Origin of the sequence: Streptomyces rimosus subsp. rimosus, from assembly GCF_000720725.1 — a bacterium.
GTDB classification, from domain to species: domain Bacteria; phylum Actinomycetota; class Actinomycetes; order Streptomycetales; family Streptomycetaceae; genus Streptomyces; species Streptomyces rimosus_A.
The window spans coordinates 16,287-33,063 of the sequence record NZ_JOCQ01000107.1; the positions used below are offsets into that span (position 1 = coordinate 16,287).

At 69.6% G+C, this 16,777-nt stretch carries 13 protein-coding genes and 1 pseudogene; 7 read left to right on the forward strand and 7 right to left on the reverse strand.

Going from position 1 to position 16,777, the window contains the following annotated elements; genetic code table 11:
- Positions 1 to 495 precede the first annotated feature (495 nt).
- Positions 496 to 708, reverse strand: coding sequence for an ANTAR domain-containing protein (locus tag IH45_RS0135410; protein ID WP_030678390.1), 213 nt, complete (start codon positions 706 to 708; stop codon positions 496 to 498).
- Between the two features lie 692 nt (positions 709 to 1,400).
- On the opposite strand from IH45_RS0135410, the gene IH45_RS1000000150345 reads away from it, so the two are divergent.
- Positions 1,401 to 1,508 carry a hypothetical protein gene (locus tag IH45_RS1000000150345; protein ID WP_234440797.1) on the forward strand — a complete coding sequence of 36 codons (108 nt, stop codon included), beginning with the start codon at positions 1,401 to 1,403 and terminating at the stop codon, positions 1,506 to 1,508.
- A gap of 20 nt (positions 1,509 to 1,528) precedes the next feature.
- On the opposite strand, the gene IH45_RS1000000151125 is transcribed toward IH45_RS1000000150345, so the two are convergent.
- From IH45_RS1000000151125 to IH45_RS0135425, 4 genes and pseudogenes are all read right to left on the reverse strand, one after another.
- The gene (locus IH45_RS1000000151125; RefSeq protein ID WP_050515409.1) at positions 1,529 to 1,756 is read right to left on the reverse strand and encodes a LysM peptidoglycan-binding domain-containing protein; all 228 of its coding nucleotides are present in this window, start codon (positions 1,754 to 1,756) and stop codon (positions 1,529 to 1,531) included.
- An 18-nt stretch (positions 1,757 to 1,774) separates the two neighbouring features.
- Positions 1,775 to 1,915: pseudogene (locus tag IH45_RS1000000151130) on the reverse strand (N-acetylmuramoyl-L-alanine amidase); the annotation flags it as partial.
- A gap of 67 nt (positions 1,916 to 1,982) precedes the next feature.
- Complete coding sequence (locus IH45_RS0135420) at positions 1,983 to 5,816, reverse strand: nSTAND1 domain-containing NTPase (protein WP_050515410.1); 3,834 nt, start codon at positions 5,814 to 5,816, stop codon at positions 1,983 to 1,985.
- Positions 5,813 to 6,229 carry a hypothetical protein gene (locus IH45_RS0135425; RefSeq protein WP_030678399.1) on the reverse strand — a complete coding sequence of 139 codons (417 nt, stop codon included), beginning with the start codon at positions 6,227 to 6,229 and terminating at the stop codon, positions 5,813 to 5,815. Before IH45_RS0135425 ends, IH45_RS0135420 begins: the two co-directional genes overlap by 4 nt.
- Before the next feature lie 370 nt (positions 6,230 to 6,599).
- On the opposite strand from IH45_RS0135425, the gene IH45_RS0135430 reads away from it, so the two are divergent.
- Positions 6,600 to 7,001, forward strand: a complete 402-nt coding sequence (locus IH45_RS0135430; RefSeq protein ID WP_030678401.1) for a hypothetical protein — start codon at positions 6,600 to 6,602, stop codon at positions 6,999 to 7,001.
- A 282-nt stretch (positions 7,002 to 7,283) separates the two neighbouring features.
- Here IH45_RS0135430 and IH45_RS1000000147260 read toward each other — a convergent pair whose 3' ends face one another.
- On the reverse strand, positions 7,284 to 8,975 hold the full coding sequence (locus IH45_RS1000000147260; protein WP_050515411.1) for a GDSL-type esterase/lipase family protein: 1,692 nt from the start codon (positions 8,973 to 8,975) through the stop codon (positions 7,284 to 7,286).
- Positions 8,976 to 9,259: 284 nt separating this feature from the next.
- Positions 9,260 to 13,129: a WD40 repeat domain-containing protein gene (locus tag IH45_RS0135440; protein WP_050515412.1), complete on the reverse strand. Its 3,870-nt coding sequence runs from the start codon at positions 13,127 to 13,129 to the stop codon at positions 9,260 to 9,262.
- A 195-nt stretch (positions 13,130 to 13,324) separates the two neighbouring features.
- On the opposite strand from IH45_RS0135440, the gene IH45_RS0135445 reads away from it, so the two are divergent.
- From IH45_RS0135445 to IH45_RS0135460, 5 genes are all read left to right on the forward strand, one after another.
- Entirely contained in the window at positions 13,325 to 13,534 is a 210-nt protein-coding gene (locus tag IH45_RS0135445) for a hypothetical protein (RefSeq protein WP_030678410.1), read from the forward strand.
- A 740-nt stretch (positions 13,535 to 14,274) separates the two neighbouring features.
- A complete protein-coding gene (locus IH45_RS01000000144455) occupies positions 14,275 to 14,511 on the forward strand; it encodes an SH3 domain-containing protein (protein WP_234440795.1) in 237 nt (78 codons plus the stop codon).
- Between the two features lie 655 nt (positions 14,512 to 15,166).
- Entirely contained in the window at positions 15,167 to 15,649 is a 483-nt protein-coding gene (locus IH45_RS01000000144460) for a hypothetical protein (protein WP_030678418.1), read from the forward strand.
- 151 nt (positions 15,650 to 15,800) lie between these two features.
- Positions 15,801 to 16,343 (forward strand): peptidase inhibitor family I36 protein, encoded by a 543-nt coding sequence (locus IH45_RS1000000151135; RefSeq protein WP_158813370.1) that lies wholly within the window; start codon positions 15,801 to 15,803, stop codon positions 16,341 to 16,343.
- A 180-nt stretch (positions 16,344 to 16,523) separates the two neighbouring features.
- Positions 16,524 to 16,715 (forward strand): hypothetical protein, encoded by a 192-nt coding sequence (locus tag IH45_RS0135460; protein WP_158813372.1) that lies wholly within the window; start codon positions 16,524 to 16,526, stop codon positions 16,713 to 16,715.
- Positions 16,716 to 16,777 lie beyond the last annotated feature (62 nt).

Sequence of the window (16,777 nt, forward strand, 5' to 3'; positions counted from 1 at the left end):
CCAACACTCCCTACCTGGGCCAGCGGAACCACCCGGTCGAAGTGAGGCCAAATCACCTTGCTACGGGGGGCGCGAATCACACCAATCCACGCCCCCTCCACCCCGGCAGTGGAGCCAGAACAACTCCGTGCACTGGAGCCAAAACAAGTGCTTACAGGCACCGCACAGTTCATGGAGCCAGTCGGTAGCAGAGGACTGAGCCGACGACCATCGCATAGTCACACAAGTAGATATCTCTGGCACACACCCGTGGTCACATCAGGCGTTCTGGCGACTCGTCCGCTCGCACCGATCGGAGCTCGGGTGCGCGGAGCAAACAGCTCTCCGGCCCCATGGGGCGGACGGTGGCTAAGGCGTGGGCGGGCAAACGGACCAGGGCGCTGGCCGGCGCCCGTAGGTGCACGCATCCGGTCGTGTGTGTGGCCGTCCGCCCTGCATCGGGGACCGGCGATGGTGTTCGAGGGCTTCGATCAGCTGTGTCGCGGTGTCCTGGCGTCACAGGCCGTAGCGGGTGAGGACGATGCGGGCGACGTCGGCACCGGGCAGCCTCTTGGAGGCCGCGGTGGACTGGAGCCAGGCGGTGGCGTCGTGGGTGCTGATGCCCTGGGCCGCGGCGAAGACCCCGATGGCGGTGTTGATGTCACCGGCGTCAGCGGCGGCCCGGAGCTGCTGGATGATCTCGGTGTCCAGGTCGGCGAGCAGGACCACGGTGGTGAGGTCGGCGAACGTCGGGGCATCGGCGGGCGGCCCTTGGGGGTGCCTTCTCGGCCGGGTGCGGTAAGGGTGAGGGTGCCGAGTGCGGTGGTTGCGGTGCGCAACGGGTACGCGAAGATCGCCGAGATGCCGGTCCGGAGCACGGCGTCGGTGAAAAAGGGCCACCGGGCGCCGTGCTGGTCCACGGCGGGTACCAGCACGGGTTCACCGCTGCGGTGCGCGGTCAGCGAGGGGCCCTCCCCCGGTGACCCGTTGCAGGTCTTCGGCGCGGCGTGCGCCGGGGGCGCCGGGGGCAAGGTGGTGTGGTGCCGCTGTCGTGCAAGGTGATCGCGGCGGCGTCGACGGTCGGCAGTACCTGTACCGCGGCCGCGCAGACGGCGTCGGCGCAGCCCGCAGGAGGGGCGGGGCGGGGGTGTGGTCAGACTTTGGCGATCAGCACATATCGCGACAGAGATCCGGAAACGAGGGACCCATCACGCCTGATGGAAGGGACAACGCTGCAAGGCCCACCACGGGATACACAAGGACCACACACAGCTGTCCGGTCACGCCGAGCACGCGGTAGGCGCCGAGCGACCCGGTACGACGCCACTGCGAAGCTCCACCGATGAGTGGACGAACGCGGGTCCGGCTGGTGCGACTGGTGCCTGGGCGACTTCCCCGCGGGCGGGTTGGAAATCGATCACGTGCGGTCCCTCTCGATGGGAGGGAGCTACACGGACGGGAACGTTCAGGTGTTGTGCGCCGGGTGCCACGGGCTGACCAACGAGGGCTGGCGCAAACGATCCGCGTGAAATCCTGGCTGCCCACCGAGCTACCGGTACCGCACCCACTGCCCAGGCAGGATCAGGTCGTCCGTGATCCACGGGTTGAGCCGGCGCAGGTTCGCGCTCTCGGTCGCGTAGCGCCGTGCGATCCCCCACAGCGTGTGCCCCGTGGTCACCCGGTGGCTGTGCAGCCGGGGGCGGACCCAGGTTCGGAAGTCGTCCATGGCAAACGCCGGGTCGATCTTCCCGGGCTGCCATTCCTGGTGCCCGATCACGGACCGTTCGGTCCAGCCATGACGGCGGCAAAGGGCCGCAGCCCACCGCACGGCCGCGTCGAGCTGCGTCTCGGGCCACGGATCTGTGCCGGTGCCGCGGTTGACCAGTTCCAGGCCGAAGAAGTGGGCGTTGCCGTCTGTGGTGGCCTGCCGGTCCAGGGGGAGCGGGAGGCCCCGCCCCTTTCATCGCATCACTCCAAACGAACCGGCTTCAACGCTCGGCCAGTCAGACACAGGGTGGGTCGTACCTCAGGTGCGGGAGGTAACGACGCCATTCCTGAGGGCTGACGGAAGCGCGCGCACAGACATGTGCCTTGAGGTCGGACACGTTCAACTGCCAGGTCCGGACGGTCATGTCCCAGCCGCCGCTGGCGAGGAACTGACCGTCCCGGCTGAACACCACGGATCTGACGGTGCCGGTGTGCCCGTTCAGCGGCTCGCCTACCGGTCCGGACCGTTCGGGAGCAGTGACGTTCCACAACCTGATCGTCATGTCCCAGCCGGCGCTGGCAAGGGTGTGCCCGTCCGGGCTGAAGGCCAAGGAGGAGATGTCACTGGTGTGCCCGGAAAGCGCCTTCCCGACAGGCTTGGGGCCGGCAGGGTCCTTCATGTCCCACAGGCGCACGGTGTAGTCACCCGCCGCATTGGCGAGTATGCGGCCGTCGGGACTCCACGCCATCACCGAGATCGCTCCGGTGTGGCTGCTGAACGGCCGCCCCAGAGAACGGGCGGCGGCGCGGTCAGTCAGGTCCCACAGGCGTGTGGTCGTGTCCCAACTGCTGCTGGCGAGGGTGCGTCCGTCGGGGCTGAACGCGACTGAGGTGACAGCGGCGGTGTGCCCGCGCAACGGCTCGCCGAGCGGCCTCGGGTGGCGCGGGCGGCCGACATCCCACAGCCGAACCGTTTGGTCGTCGCTGCTCGTGGCGAGGACACGGCCGTCCGGACTGAACACGACGGAATTCACACTGTCGGTGTGGCCTCGAAGGGGCCGGCCGAGCAGGCCCGGGTGGTCCGGATCGCTGACGTCCCACAAACGCACCGTATTGTCGTTGCCCCCTGTGGCGAGCAGGCGCCCGTCCGGACTGAAGGCAGCGGTACGCAGCAGGTCGGTGTGACCGGTGAGCACGGTCGGGCGCGGTGTCGGACGGGTCCAGTCCGTCATGGCCCACAGCCGGATGTCCCGGTCCGCGGATGCGCTGGCCAGCGTCCGGCCGTCCGGGCTGACGGCGAGGCTCTGGACGGCTTGATAATGCCCTGTCCGGATCGACGCCGGAATGGTCCACAAGCGGAGTTCCCGGTCATGGCCGGCGCTGGCGAACACGCGTCCGCCCGGTGCGAAGCTCACGTCCCGTACCGGCCCCGTGCGGCTGGTGACCGGCCGGAAGATCTTCTGCGGGGCGACAGGGTTGGTCACGTTCCACAACTGGACGGCACTCCGCGTCGCCACGGACAGCATCTGGCTGTCTTCACTGAAGGCGACCGAATTGACAGCGACTGCACCGTTGTTGGTCTCGCCGACCGTGCTGAGATGGTCGGGACGTGCACGGTCCTCCACGCTCCAGATCTGTACTGTGCCGTCGTCGCTTCCGCTGGCGAGGGTCAGGCCGTCCGGGCTGAAGGCGACCGCCTGCACCGCGTCCTGGTGCTTCGCCAAGGGCGCTCCGACCGGGGTCGGCCGACTGGGGTTGCGCACATCCCACAGCCGTACCGTCTTGTCGATGCCCGCGGTGGCGAGGGTGCGCCCGTCCGGGCTGAACGCGACAGCGAGTACGGCATGGGTATGGCCGGCGAGGGGGTCGCCGAGTGGTCTCGGCCGACCGGGGTCGCGTATGTCCCACAGCCGCGCCGTCCTGTCGAAGCTGCCGGTGGCCAGTACGCGCCCGTCCGGGCTGAACGCCAGCTTGGTGAACTTCTCATCCCCCCTCATCGGCTGCCCGAAAGGAGCCGGGTGGGTTCGGTCGCTCACGTCCCACAGGCGCACCGTCCTGTCGAAGCCGGCGCTGGCGAGGACACGTCCGTCACGGCTGAACGCGACCGACACGACCGCTCCGCCGTGTCCGGTGAGGGGGACGCCGAGCGGTCTCGGCCGACTGGGGCCCCGGACGTCCCACAGGCGCACGGTCCGGTCGTCACCGGCGCTGGCAAGCGTATGCCCGTCCGGGCTGAAGCTCACGGAATTGATCACGCTCCGGTGGCCGGGCAGGGGAACGGACGCAGGTGTATTGGCATCGGACATCAGACGCGTGATCAGATCCGGGGTCGGCCGCATGCGGTAAGCCGTCAGGTCCAACCGGGCCGCGAGCGTGGGGTGCGTGTCGCGGAATCCGTCGGCCTCGGCGGTGAGCTGGTTGTAGATGGCGGTGGCACGCTCCTCTTGTGCGGTGGCGCGCTGGACGAACGCGTACACCGCGATGCCGGAGGCCAAGAGGGTCAGCGCGGTCAGGACACCGATCACGGCACGCCGTAGACGCGCCCCGCGGCGCTGGGCCCTGACCGAAGAGGTGAGGAAGTCGGCCGCGGTGGTGCTCAGTCCGTGGTGCCCGGCACCGGCCCAGCCGCTGGCGGCTTCCAGTCGGCTGCCCCGGTACAGCAGACCCACATCGCGGCCGGACCGGCTCCAGTCGGCGGCTGACTCCTCAAGCTGCTGACGGACGAGGTGGCCGGCCCGGTCGGTATCGATCCAGTCGCGCAGGCGCGGCCAGGCGTGCAGCAGCGCTTCGTGGGTGATGTTGACACTGTCGTGTTCGCGGGTCAGCAGGCGCGCCTGGGTAAAGGCCTCGATGACCGCCTGGGCCGGGCCACGATGGTCGCCGTGGCCCAGCAGGTCCTCGTACCGTACTCGCCGACGGGTGTCCTCGCCGCCGCTCCCGACCGTGACCAAACGTAACAGGACGGTGTGAGCCGCCTGTTGGGCCGCCAGGTCCAGGCGGAAGTAGCACTGGTCGGCGGTGTTGGCGATGGCACGGGCGATGCCACCGGTGCGCTGGTAGCCGTCGAGGGTGAGGACGTGGCCCTGCCGCTGCTGCCAGGTTGCGCGTAACGCGTGTGCCAGCAGCGGCAGACGACCGGCCTCGTAGGCCCCGGCTTCGACGTCGTGCGTGCAGCTCGCCGAGGTGGCGCGGAGCGGGGCGCCGAGGTCGCGCAGCAGTACCTCGACCAGGCCCGTTTCGACCTCCAGCCCCACGTCCTGGGCCGGATACAGGATCGCTTCCCGTACTCCGTCCGCGGACAGCGCGCCAACGACGACCTGGCAGCCCTGCAGGGCGGTCCGCAGTTGTGGGTAGCCGGCGCAGGGCGTGTAGAAATCCGACCGCAGCCCGTAGACCACCAGCCCGGCCGGGCCGTTTCCTTCCGGGTCCGTCCCGGCGATGCCCAGGAGAAGATCCAGGAAGGAGCGCCGTTCCTCTTCGTCGGCGCACAAGGTGAACAGTTCCTCCAGCTGGTCGACGACCACCACCCACCGCTGTAAGGACCCGCTCTCGCCGGCGGACCGCTCCCGCAGCGCCTCACGGAGCCTCACCACGCACGCTGTCGTTCCCCGTGCCATGGTCTCGGCCACTCGCCACGTGGGGTCACCAGTGACCTGGGCCAGCTGGGAAACCAGGGCTTCCCGTGGAGACGCGGTAGGGGTGAACAGAGCGCGGGGCCATCGTGCAGAACCCTCGGCCGGCAGCGCCCCGCGTCCGATCGCCGCCAGTACCCCGGCCCTTAGCAACGAGGACTTTCCCGTTCCCGAGGGAGCGACCACCACCACCGGCCCACCGGTGCGCAGCCGCTGGTCCAGCCGCACCAGCAGGTCGGCGGTCAGCTCGTCCCGTCCGAAGAACCAGCGGGCCTGCTCTTCCTCAAAGGCCGCCAGCCCCGGGTACGGGCACTGTCCCGGCCCCGGCCCGGGCTCCACGCGGCGTGCCTCACGGACTCCGTGCGTGTAGTGCACGTGCAGGTCCCGCTCGGCGAGGTTCAGGTCCCGCAGGGCTTGGTAGATCCGGGCCTGGTCCGAGGCATGGGCCCACTGGCGCGGTTCCTCATCCTCCCCGGGTGGTTCGCCGGACGGACTCACCGTTCGGTGATGTGCTGGTCACGTCCGGCCTGGTACACCCGGCCTTCCCCCGACGCCGACGCTTTGAGCACCTGTGACCCCGCCCGGGGCCGTTCCTGGGGCGGCAGCACCGGGATGATCACCTGGTCCAGCAGACGCCTCAGCTCGTCTTCCAGCTCCGGCCTCTCGCGCAGAAGCAGGCTCAGCCGGTGACGCCAGTCGGACACCAAGACCGCTTCACCAGCAGCGTCCCGGGCCTGCCGTACGGTCAAAATGCGCGTCCGGGCCTCCCCCAGTTCGCTGTCGACAACTTCGGCCTGCTGCGGGTGGGCCCGGCGCCACCACGCCACGACGGCATCGCGCGTCTGCTGCCAGGCGTCCGTAGCCATCGCGCTCACCACGGCTGTCCCGGCGGTCATCACGATCGGGTCCATACCGCTTCGCCTCCCCGTTCGGCACGGGCCTGAGGGAACTACGGTACACACGGTCCCCGTTATCGCCACCCCCTCATAAGGCCCTGGGGCGACGCGCTCCGCCGAGGAGCCGGGCGGGGGCCGAGACGGCGTACACGCGAAGCCGGCGCATGGTGCAGATGGGGGTGTGGCTGCGGTGGGATGCATTGCGCTTGCCCGTCGATTGTTCGGGGTGTGTTTGTTCAGCGCGGCGTCCTGACACTGAACAACGAATCGCGGCTATACCGGACGCAAACAGGCCGCCTCGCTGTGGCGATGCAGCTGGAAACCGGAGCGGCGTGCGGCGGGAAACGGAGGCGCGCCGCTTCTCCGGCAATGTTGGGAGGGCTTCATGAAACTCGTCAAGACCGGGACCGCGGCAGCAGCCGCCCTGGTCGTCGCCGTCGCGGTGCCCGCAGCCGGCCAGGCCGGTGGTGATGCGGAGAAGACCGCGTCACAACAGCCCCGAGTGCTCACCCCGGCCGAGGTGAAAGCGGAGAAACGGCCTTGCGGTCTGTCGGTCGACCAGCCGGGGGGCACGGGCGCCCCGGCTTGGATCTACTGGAACAACTGCTGGGCGGACAACCACGGCCTGAGCGAGACGCCGGTCTTCTCGAACGGCAAGGGAAACACCTACACCTACGTCCGGGTGTGCCAGTACATCGCGCCCGGCCGCACCGAGGGGTGGTATTTCCCCGCGGGCTCCTACCCTCCGGAGCCGACGAGTGTCACCGGGGTCACCTACTGCAAGTAGGTACCGATAACAGCAGCACGAGCCGGTTCCGCGGGAGAACATGGTGCTGAGCGGCTGCCGTGCGGTTCAAGAGGCCAGGTCGCGGCAGTGGGCCCCGGCAAGCGCCGCAGGGCCCGCTGCCGCCCGAGGCAATCAACGGCGGGGCAGACTGCTATCACCGTTGTGCCGGGCCATGACGATCGCGGCCATTCGCTGTACCTGCCCGAAGACCGGTGGGCCCCGGCGGCGTGATAGCGGCGCCGCCCGGGCCCGGACGCAGGGAGCGCGGTGTGCCCAAGAGCGTTACCTGCGGGCCCTCGCCTGCGGTGGGATCGGCCGTACGGTCATTGCGGTTGCGGACGTGCCCGGGCCGCCGTTGTCGCATCCGTAGAAACCGGGCGACAGGACGGCCATCTTCTGCAGGCAGTTGCCGAGCGCAGCCTGACCGTAGGCGTTGGGGTGTGCGTCTTCCTGGATGTGGCCCTGGAAGTAGGAAATGTCGCGGGCCCACTCGCTGACGGTGTCAGCAGGGTTCTGCTCGTCGGCCTGACGGGTGTCCCGTCCGCATACCTCCCGGCGCTCCAGGGCATTGCGCAGGTCGAGGAATTCCACGTTGTTCTCCCGGGCGACCTGCCGCAGACTCTCGGATATCTGCGGGATCAACCGGTCGCGGGCCCAGTCCTCGTCGGCGCCGTGGAACGGACAGCCGCGCCGGAGCGAGTCGGCACTGGCGGGGAAGCGGGACTCGCTGCCGCGCGGCAGGGGCGAGGGGTAGGACTGCAGGATGATGCGGTAGCCGCTCTGGGCCCCCATCGCGGCACGGATGTCGGCGATGCTCGCGGCGATGTTGGCGCGTACGCCGGCGAGTTTGCGGTCGATGTTGGGCTGATGCAGCCCGTTGCACGGGCCTAGGCCGACCACGTAGCGCCGCACGCAGTCCGTGATGATGCCGGTGAAGTCCAGGTCGTTGCCACCGATGGACAGCACGATGTACTTCACCTGAGCCTGGGCGGCGATGTTGGCGAGCTGGTCGACCTGAGGCGGCTCCCCTTTGAAGGTGGTGTTGCGTACGTGAGCGGTCTCGGCGCCGGAACACGCCAGGTTGATGCGTGTGGTGACCGGAATACCGGAGCTTCTGCCTTCGATCTCGGCGGTGTCCGAGCGGTGGCACCCGTTACCGCCGTCGGCGGTGGTGCCGCCGTAGATCCTGGCCGGGTCGTAGTCGCAGGACAGTATGGTGCAGGTGGTCGCCCGGTCGGATCCGTTACGGGTCAGGTCCCCGGTGGGCGAGTTGCCGTTCCAGCGGCCCCCCTCGCCGGAGATGTAGCTGTCACCCATGGCTACTGCGACGGTCTCACCCGGCGGCAGTTTGCGCGGCGCGTTCTTCAGCCAGGCGGAGGAGATCCGGTCGTTCATCTTCAGCCCGACGTTGACGACCCGGTCGCCGTAGTAGTCCTCGGACAGGCCGCGGAAGTCGGTGGCCTGGTAGGCCGTGACCTTTGTGCAGTTGTTGTACATGACGAAGGAGGTCGTTGTGGTGCTCGCGGTGTAGCCCAGGTCCCGGATGCCGTATCCGCTGGCGTCGCAGGAGCCGCCGCTGCTGCTGTAGACCTCCCAGTTGCCGCGCAGTTGCTCGTGCTCGTAGACCTTCAGCAGCAGGGTCCGGGCCTGCTGGGCCTCGGCCAGCGCCTTCTCTGCGCGCTGTCCGCAGGTGCGCGAGACAACGCGGGAGAAGCGCTGCCCCGGTTGGACCGGGTCGAGGACGGTCAAGCAGTTCTTGGCGGTCATCTTGGGCCGGGGCGTCTCGGACCGGGGGCCCGGCGTCCGATGGCCCGGGGACGGTGCCGGTGGCGCCGACGGCGAGGCGGTCGAGGAGGCGGTGGACGTGCGGGGTGAGACGGACGCCAGGTGGGCGGCGGTCGCCGTGGTGGTCAGCATCGCCCCGGGTAACATCACGGCTGCGACGATGGTCGCGGTGCGTCTGAGAGCACGCATGGAAGGACAGTCCTTTCCTCTGTGGAAGAACGACACATGCCCTGCCGGCCAGGCTCCCGTCGGCCCGGCCTCCTCCCGGTAGCCGGGCCGGACAGCCTCCCGGCCGAAGGAACGGCGCGCCGTCGGCTGCCGCGTCTCGATCAGTTCGTGCCTGCGCAGCCTCCGATGGGCGCTTCCTGTTTGCCGGGTATACCGGAGGCTCGTTGTTCAGGGTCATGGCGGAGTGTTGAACAAACACACACCGAACAATGGGCCGAGCGGGGTGCAGCAGGGGATGACGTGACTCAGCCCCGGTCCCGGTGATCGACGGACGGTTCCGCGCAGGGCGGCCTGTAGGCGATGCCGGGGAAGTACTGCTCCCATTGGGCGCGGGTGATGTCCGGGTGGACGGTGCGGCAGATGCGGGCGGTGACGCGATCGAGATCGGTGTCCCACAGCTTGACGGAGCCGTCTGCGTCCGTGGTGGCGAGGGTGGTCCCGCGCGGGTGGAAGGCCACTGAGTAGATTTTGGCGGTGTGCCCGGTGAGCCGTGCTGTCTCCACGGGTTGCTGGGGGTCGGCGGTGTTCCACAGGCGGACGATCTGGTCGTTGCCGACGCTGGCGAGACTGGTGCCGTCGGGGCTGAAGGCCGTGTCCTGGAGGGTGGCGGTGTGGGCGCGCAGGACCGACAGTTCGCGGGTGGCCCCTGTCAGCGTCACGGTGCGCAGTCTGATGGTGCGGTCCGCGCTGTAGCTCGCCAGGAGGTCGCCGCGTGAGGCGAAGGACAGACCGGTGACGTCCGTGTGGCCGCTCATGCCGCGTAGCCGCTTGGGGTTCCGGGGGTCGGTGATGTTCCAGAGCCGGACGGTGGGGTCGATGCCGCTGGCGGCCAGGATGGTGCCGCTGGGGTGGAAGCTCACCGACATGAGGGCACCGGTGCGGATGGGGATGGTGGCCAGGCGCCGGGCCTGAGACGGACGGGTGAGGTCCCACAGGCGGATGACCCGGTCTGCCCCGGCGCTGGCCAGGAGGTGGCCGCGGGGGTGGAAGGCGACCGACATGACACCGCTCCCGGGCCCACCGCCAGGAGTACCGGCGGGCTCGGGGAGAGTAGTGAGGTGTTCGGGGCGATGGGGGTTGCTGATGTTCCACAGCTGGGCGGTGTGATCCGCGCTGCCCGTGGCGAGCATCCGGCCGTCGGGGCTGAAGGCCACCGTGTGGACGGCCGCACGATGGCCGGTGAGGGTGGCGATGGGGTAGGGCGCGGCGGGATCGGCCACGTCCCAGAGCCGGACCGTGCGGTCGGCGCTCCCGGTCGCCAGTATCCGGCCGTCAGGGCTGAAGGCCACGCTGTAGGCGATCCCGGTGTGGCGTGCGGTCAGGGCGCGCAGGTCCTCCAGCCGGACGCTGTAGTCGTCGCTGGCGGTGGCCAATGTGGTGCCGTCCGGGCTGAACGCGGCTGACGAGACCATGTCGGTGTGACCGGTGAGGACGGTCAGCAGCGTTGCCCGGGGCGGATCGGCGGTTCGCCAGATCCGTGTGGTGTCGTCGGTACTGGCACTGGCCAACGTATCGCCGTCGGGGCTGAACGCGAGAGCGTTGACGAGGTCGGTGTGGCCGCTGAGCGGCGCCGAGCGCAGGCGGGGCCGCGAAGCCGCGGTGATGTCCCACAATTGGACGGTCCGGCCGGTCCCGGCGGTGGCGAGCGTCTTGCCGTCGGGGCTGAAGGCCGCCGCGTAGCCCGCCGAGGTCAGGGTGGTGAGGTGGCGGGGGCGAGCGGGGCGGGTGACATCCCACAGGTGGGTCGTGGCGTCGTAGTCGGCCGAGGCAAGGGTCTTGCCGTCAGGGCTGAAGGCCACGGAACTGACGTTGTCGCGATGGTTCCTCAGCACGGCCAGCGCGCGCGGCCTGCGCGGATCGGTCACATCCCAAAGCCGGGCCGTCCCGTCCTGGCCCGCTGTGGCCAGGAGCGAACCAGCGGGGTGGAAGGCCAGCGTGCTGATATCCCCGGAGTGGCCCGTGGCTGCAGACAGCCGGCGGGGCCGTGCCGGGTCGGCGACATCCCACAAGCGCACCGTCCGGTCCCAGCCTACGGTGGCCAGTACACGGCCGTCGGAGCGGAACGCGGCAGCCTGGACGGTGGCGGTGTGCCCCCTCAAGGTGGACAGTTCCCGGGGACGGTACCGGTTCTTGATGTCCCACAGCTTGATGGTCCTGTCCATGCTGGTGGTCGCGAGTACGGTGCCGTCGGGGCTGAAGGCCGCGTCGGTGGTGCCGCGGTGATGCCCGGCCAGCCGTGTCGTGTACGGCTGCGATGAGGTGCTGAGTACGCTGTCGCGCGTCTCGTCCTGCGGTGCGAGCCGGTGGGCGGCCAGCCGCAGCTGCGCCGCCAGCGCCGGATCCTGCACCTGCAGGGCGGCGGCCTGCGCCACCGCCTTGCGGGCCAGGGCGCTGTTGCGCTCCTCGGTCGCCCGGCGTTCGGCACCGACGGTGAACAGGGTGGTCGCGGCGGACAGCACGGCGAACGTCGCGAGCAGCGCTACGAGTTGGCGCAGTCGGCGGGCGCGATGGCGGGCCGTGGCGCTCTCTGCGGCTTCGGCGGCCAGACCGGCGTCCAAGAACGCCCGCTCGCGTACGGTCAGGGTGGTCTCGTCGTGGTGGAGGAGGTCCTTGGCCAGGGCGAGTCGGGTACCTCGGTACAGTGCGCCGGGATCGCGGCCGAGCGCCTCCCATTCCCGGGCGGCTTCGGTGAGCTGGCGGTGCAGGCGCAGCCGGTCGCGGTCTTCGGCCAGCCACCGACGCAGCCGTGGCCAGTTACGGATCAGTGCCTCGTGGGTGATCTCCACGTGGCCACGGTCCAGGGTCAGGAGGCGGGCGTGGGCGGCACGGTCCAGAACGGCCGTGAGGTCCGCGGTTTCGTCGAGTTCGCTGCGCGGGATGCGGCGTTTGGTGTCCTCGGTGCCCTCGCCCAGGGCGGTCAGTCGTAGGAAGAGTTGCCGGGCCAGGCGTTGCTGGGCAGCGGTGAGGGCGGTGTAGATGGCTTCCGCACTTTGGGTCAACGCGCCGTCGAGGCCGCCGGCCGCCTGGAAGCCGGCCAGCGTCAGCGTGGTGCCGTGCCGGCGCCGCCAGGTCTCCAGCAGGGCGTGGGAGAGCAGCGGCAACATGCCCGTATGCCCGTGAACCTGCGCGGTCAGCGCCGCCAGCAGCGTCCCCTCCACCCGGCATCCGGCGCGGGTGGCCGGCTGGACGATGGCCCGGTGCAGCTCACAGCTGCTCATCGGCCCCAGGGTGACCTGGGCATCACGCAGCGCGTCGACCAGCTCCGCGTGGCGTGTGCAGTGCGGGTAGAAATCGGCGCGTACACCTAGCACCACCCGGCAGCGGCTGTTCGGGGTGCGTGCCGCGGTGACCAGCGCGGCGATGAAGGCGGCGCGCTCCAGGTCGCTGTGGCACAGGGTGAAGATTTCCTCGAACTGGTCCACCACCATGACGACCTCCGCGTTGTCGTGGTGGTGCAGGGCGATCTGGCGCAGCACCCGGTGCAGGTTGGCGCGGTCGGACACGAAATCCTCGTGGAGTCGGCCCGGCGCGATGCCGGCGTGCGGTGCCAGGTGGAGCGCGCATTCTTCCAGCGGGTGAGCGCCCGGCGTGCACAGGACGCTGATCAGTGGCCCGCTGTCGGCGGCCCGTAAGCGGGGAAGCAGACCCGCGCGCAGCAGCGAAGACTTGCCCGAGCCCGAAGCGCCGAAGACGGCCACGAACCGCTGCCGGGCCAGCCGTTGCACCAGCTCGTCGACCAGGCTCTCCCGGCCGAAGAACCGGTCCGTGTCCTCGGCCCGGAAGGCCGCCAGTCCCGCATACGGCGCCTCCGCTTCCCCTGCGGCCGGCGCCACCTCAGCCGCCTCGACAGCCCGTTCAGCGGCTACCTCGTGCCAGCGCCGCTCCCACTGCCGGACGTCACCCCCGCAAGCCCGGACATACGCCAAGGTCACTGCCAAGGAGGGCAGTTGCCGTCCCGCCGCAGCACCGGACAGCGCAGCAGCCGAGTAGTGCGCGCGGGCGGACAACTCCCGGTACGTAGGACTGCCGGCCGCATGCCGCAGCTCGCGCAGCTGCGCGGCGAACCGCAGCAGCGCACTGTCCTCCTGGTCAAGCGGACGCTCTTTACGAGGCATCACCCCGCCCCTCGCACATTCGTACCCGGCGGCACAGGATTTGGTCTTCTACGCCGCCCCGAGACCCATTCGCCTACGCGCTCCCCCGGGGCCCGCATTGTTCACGAACCGTTTGTTCACCGCCAGGGTCCAGACACTGAACAACGCATCACTGCTAAAACGCGGTCATCAAGCGACCGAAGAGGAGGGCCATCGATGACCAAGGCCAAAAGAAGGCACCTGGTAGCGGCGGCACTGACCGCCGTGGGTGCAGGCGGGCTCGCCCTCGTCCCGGCAGCTGGCGCAGTTCCCTCCACCAGCGCCGACACCCGCAATGTCACCGCCCGCGGTGGCGGTTGGATCAACAACGTCTTCATCCGGGGCGGCAACAACGACGAACCCGTCCCCGGAATTCCCATCTGCTGAGGTCACGGCCCAGCTCTGCCCAGGGCGCCGTGGCCCGAGCACCAGGGGCACGCGACCCGCTCCCAGAACCGCTGGGCAGTACAGCTCCACTCCCTGGCCAAGCAGACGTCTAGCCGCCACCTGTCGGATGTACATGCCGGCAGAGTGTCCTGATCGACCTACCGGTTCCCGGGGGCGCCCACATCGAGGCCGCGATGCCGCGCCGGCCGCCTGTGTATCGAGCCAGCACGCTGGCGGCACCGGGCCGCGCGCCTGCGGCCCCGACGAGGAGCCAGGTTGACTCACGATTCCGCACCCCACAGCAGAACGACCAGGTGTCACCCAGCGGGCCGGCGCGCTCGCGGGGACCGTCACCGCCGCGCACCCCTGCTCGGGGCGACACCCACCCCAAAGGCCGGGCCACCGGCCACGTCCGGTGCCCCGTTCCAAACTGAATCGCAAAGGGACGGCCCAGAAGCCAGACAGGAGAAACGATGAAGAAGAACCGTCGGTACACCAGCGGCGCCCTGATCGCCGCAGCTCTCAGTGTCATACCCCTCTTCGGAGCTTCCCCCGCCGCCGCCAGCAACCATGTCCCCAACAAGCCGCCGACGGAGGTAAGCGATGGGGCATTCGTCGAGGAGCCGGGCGACAAACCCCAGTGCGGCGGAGGGTGCGCGCAGGCCCCGACAGAAGCACGAGGCAACCACTCTCCCAATGCCTCCGCCCCGGCTATCGCGCCGAGCGCAGCCAGCGTCTCCGTGCCACTCAGCGGAGCACGCGGCGTCTGCCGCGTGCCGCACACCTGCTGGGTGCAGGAGAACAACGTCAACTTCCGCACCGGCCCGGGAACGAACTACCCCTCGTTGGGCCAGGTGCACAGGGGGCAGGGTTTCGACGTGACCAGCTGGGCGGGCCCCTGGTTCAAGGGGAATTTGTGGGGCGGGCCACGCAACGTCTGGATCCACGGCCAGTACCTGGACGAGCGGCGCCCTTAGTTGGATCACCCGCCACACCACCGGTATCCACATCTGAAAGACGTACTGCGGGGTCGGAACGGGTCCTCGGCCAGGTGGGTACCGGCAACATCACCGCCGCCTTCCCGAACATCGGCGAGCAGGTGGCGTAGGGCCGGTCCACCAACCATTGGTGAACGTACATCACCGCCCACGGCGGGGGGGGGGTGGACCGACAACGTGTCCATCCGGGGCGGCAAGAACATCGAGCCCGTCCCCTGCATCCCCCAGTGCTGACCAGGCCCTCCACTGCCTGATTCTCCCCGAACACGGAATCAGCACGAGCACCGGATTTTCGCGGCGTGCCCACTCCGGCGCGCCGCACCGGTCGCCTCCTCGCACCACTCAGGCCACCAAGGCGAGCAGGCCGCCGGCCCGCATCGTCCTGGTCGTGACCTCGTCGGGCGGAGAAGACGATGACGTACTCCCAGCGGCCCGCCACGGAGGGCCACCGGATGCTCGGCCGCCGCCCATGGCGTCGGCGCGAGCAGCACAAGACCAAGAGCGCCCGCCGCCCGCTGTGACTGCCGGGCACCGCCCGGTCCGGCCTGACAGGGGGCTGGTCGCGGCCGTGCTGGCCGGCTGCGGCCCTGGGCCGGTCGGCCCACCAGCGCCTGGACGCGCACCGACAGCCCCGGTGCGCGAGCCGAGTCCAGCCCAGGTCCGTCTGCTGGAACGGGCCGAACAACTGCTCGTCCAGCGGTGCGTGCGGGCACGCGGCATCCCCTACAGCGTTGCCGCCCCCACGATGAATCTGCAACCGCTGTACGTGGCGCAGGTACATGCGGACCCACGCTATGAGGCCGCCGTGCAGCAGTGGGCCGCCTGTATGCGGGCGCAGGGCCACCCGTATGTCACCCCGGCCGCCAGCCGGAAGGCCGCCGTCACCTCCACCCGGAGACTGCCCGTTGCCCAAGCGGACGCCCGGCAGGCGCGTATCGCCGTCGCCGAAGCCCACTGTGCCACCACGACTTCCCTCCGCCGCACCGTCCGCGACCTGGACCGCCACTACAGCGACCAGGTTCGTGCCTGCTATCGAAAGGACATCACCGTCCGACGCACCCTCCAGCACGCGGCCCCAGCGACGGCACGCCGCCTCGTGACGGAGGCCGGACGATGACCGGCGTTCTGGGCCGCTGAACACTCAAGGAGATTCCGTAAGAACCCTACGCACCTTCATCAGCACCGGGGCTGTCATCGCTACCCTGTGCGCGGGCCTGGCCGTTGCCCCCGCGGCCGACGCAGCCGCCTCCCCTGGAACGCTCCCGGCTGTGAAGGCACTGGCCGAACCCGGTTACTACCATGTATGGGAGCACACCAACCGCGGCGGGCGAGAGTGCCGGTGGCGGGCCAACGACGACTGGCGGGACTGCGGCTACTGGCCTGCTCGCTGGAACGTCAACGACAAGGCATCCTCCTGGTGGAACAACGGCTACAGCGGGACCCTGGCGGACGTGCGGGTGTACGAGCACATCGGCCACGGCGGTGCCAGCACCTGCGCCCCCAACGGCTCAGCAGGCAACATTCCGTGGGAATGGGAACGACCGCATCTCCTCCCACAAATGGGTGACCAACTACGGCTTCTGACCACACCCCCTCCGACCACGCGCAGGCACACGGCCGACGGGGGCCGACCGGCCCCGCCGGTCACCTTTAGCACAGCGCAGCGGCCGGACGCCCCGCGGACTGGGCTTGCCCGTCCGCAGAGTCCCGGTGACTGGTACCAAGATCCGGACCATACACGGACCAACGCCCTCTCAGTATCCGTGGGCAGCCGCCAAGGCCGCAGGCCAACACCACCGGGAGCGCCGTAACACCAACAGACGAAGCATCTGTTGGTGAGCTGCGGTTGCCGTCGTGCGCCGCGGGCTGGCGTTGCGCAGCGAATGGTCGTTCGACCTGGGTCGTTAACCCCAGGTTAAGCAGCGGTGCAGCGGTACCGGCTCCGGACGGGCACCCCCATCCCTCCGGCCACGCCGCGCCGTGGCCGGTATGTGAAGAAGGACCGCAAGAAGAAGCGTCCGCTGGCCATGGGCCCGGTCTACCAGCTCGCCGTGAACGCTTACACGGTGTGGGGCTTCACCGGCTGGACCTACATCTGGGACGCGGCCTTCCAGGGGATGCGGCCCGGCGAGATGTACGGCCTGACGACTCCCACCGCACCCTCGTTCAAGCTCCTTTCCTGACCGCAATGCACACCGCACTCGCAGCGTCGCACCCCTCGCCGTGGTCGTTCCCAGCCCTCAGT

Coding starts and splice junctions, on each gene's coding strand:
- IH45_RS0135425 (WP_030678399.1), bottom strand. CDS start 6,229: ATGGACCCGATCGTGATGACCGCCGGGACAGCCGTGGTGAGCGCGATG.
- IH45_RS0135430 (WP_030678401.1), top strand. CDS start 6,600: ATGAAACTCGTCAAGACCGGGACCGCGGCAGCAGCCGCCCTGGTCGTC.
- IH45_RS1000000147260 (WP_050515411.1), bottom strand. CDS start 8,975: ATGCGTGCTCTCAGACGCACCGCGACCATCGTCGCAGCCGTGATGTTA.
- IH45_RS0135440 (WP_050515412.1), bottom strand. CDS start 13,129: ATGCCTCGTAAAGAGCGTCCGCTTGACCAGGAGGACAGTGCGCTGCTG.
- IH45_RS0135445 (WP_030678410.1), top strand. CDS start 13,325: ATGACCAAGGCCAAAAGAAGGCACCTGGTAGCGGCGGCACTGACCGCC.